This window comes from Acidisoma sp. C75 (assembly GCF_054665095.1).
In genome coordinates, this window is record NZ_BAAFHD010000030.1 from 1 (window position 1) to 1,952 (window position 1,952).

1 protein-coding gene is annotated in these 1,952 nt (G+C 71.6%); it reads right to left on the reverse strand.

What is annotated here, in order from left to right; translation table 11 throughout:
- A partial coding sequence (locus ACYQ7X_RS17410; protein ID WP_459698339.1) for a non-ribosomal peptide synthetase occupies positions 1–1,952 on the reverse strand: 1,952 nt, incomplete at both ends.

The following is a 1,952-nucleotide window of genomic DNA, read 5'->3' on the forward strand; positions in this document are numbered from 1 at the left end:
TCATTCTGGATATGGTTGGCGAGTTGAGCGGGGGAGGGAGCGTTGAAGAGATCGCCGAGGCCGATCTCGTGGCCGAGTTCGGCCTTGATGCGGAGGCTGAGCATGGTGGCGAGGAGGGAATCGCCGCCGAGTTCGAAGAAGCTGTCTTCGACGCTGAGGGTTTCGAGGCGCAGCACCTCGGCCATCAGGGCGGCGAGTTTTGCTTCGAGCGGGGTACGGGGCGCGACCATCTGCTGGGGGCGGAAGCTCGGTTCGGGGAGCGCCGCGCGATCGAGCTTGCCATGGGCGGTGAGCGGCCAGGCGGAGACTTCCATGATCGCGGCGGGCACCATGTAATCGGGCAGCAGCCGGGCGAGGGCGGCGCGCAAGGCAGCGCCGGAGAGCGAGGCGCCGTCTTGCGGCAGCACATAGCCGAGCAGGCGGCGCGGCGCGGCTTCGGCGACGGCATCGCCGGGCACGGCCGGCGGCTGATGGCGGGCGATGACGCGCGCTTCGCGCACGCCGGGCTGGCGTTCGAGCAGACGGGCGATCTCATCCGGCTCGATGCGGAACCCGCGCAGTTTGATCTGATCATCGGTGCGGCCGAGGAATTCCAGCATGCCCTGGTCGTGCCAGCGCACACGGTCCCCCGTGCGGAAGAACCAGGCGCCATCGGCGGGCGCGCTGTAGAACCGCTCCTGCGTCAGATCCGGCGCGTTGAGATAGCCCAAGCCCACGCCCGCGCCGCCGATATGCAGCTCGCCCGCCGCGCCGGGTGCCACGGGGCGGCCCCAGCCATCCAGAACCAGCAGGCGGGCGCCGAGGATCGGCCGCCCGAGCAGCACCGGCTCGCCCGGCTGCATCGGCTCGCTCAGCGTCACGCAGAAGGTCGTCTCGGTCGGCCCGTAGACGTTGATCATGCGACGCCCCGGCGCCCAGCGCGCGACCAGGGCGGGGGGCGAGGCTTCGCCGCCGACCAGCAGGACCGGCAGCGCCCCGACCCGCGCCGGGTCCAGCCCGGCGAGTGCCGCCGGCGGGATCACGGCATGGGTGATCGCCTCCTCGCGGAGGATCCGCTCCAGTGCCGCGCCGTGGCGCGCCTCCTCCGGCGCGATGATGAGACATCCGCCGCCAGCGAAGGCCATCATGACCTCGGCGACCATCACGTCGAAGCTCGGCGCGGAGAATTGCAGGATGCGCGATTGCGGGCCGAGATCTGCCTGCCGCAGCAGGCTTTCCAACAAGGACTGTAGCCCGCGATGAGGAAGCACAGCACCTTTCGGGGCGCCGGTGGTGCCGGAGGTGAAGATGACATAGGCGGGATGATCGGGGCTCAGCGCTGCGATCCGCTCGGCATCGCCGATGGCGTGGCGCGGCCCGGCCGCGATCTCCGCGTCGAGCGCCGGATCGTCGAGACGGAGCGAGGGCAGAGCGGCGGCGGCGAGCCATTCGGCGCTTTCGGCGGCAGCGAGAACCAGCTTCGGACTTGCCTGGTCAAGCGTGGCGCGCAGCCGCGCTGCCGGCTGGCGGATATCGAGCGGCAGGATGGCGCCGCCGGCCTTGCCGACCGCGAGCATCGCCCGCACCATGGCGGTGCCGCGCGGCAGCGCGAGCGCTACGATGTCGCCCGGCCCCACCCCGCGCCGGATGAGCGCATGGGCTAGCGTATTCGATGCCGTATCGAGCTGCCCGTAGGTGCAGCTTTCGCCGCGGAAGCGCAGCGCCTCCGCCGCCGGGTCGCGCGCCATCTGCGCGGCGAGCATCGCGGGCCAGGTGCGGATCGCCACCGGCTCCGCCCGCGCGCTCCAGCGCTGCACGACCTGCGCGAGGGTTGCGTCATCCAGCACGGCATAGGCGCGGAGCGGCTGCGCGGGCTGGGCGATGAAGGCCTCCAGAATGCGGGCGAGGCCATCGCGGAGTGTTGCGAGCCGGGCGCGGTCATAGAGGGCGGGATTGGCGTGCAGCTCGATCTC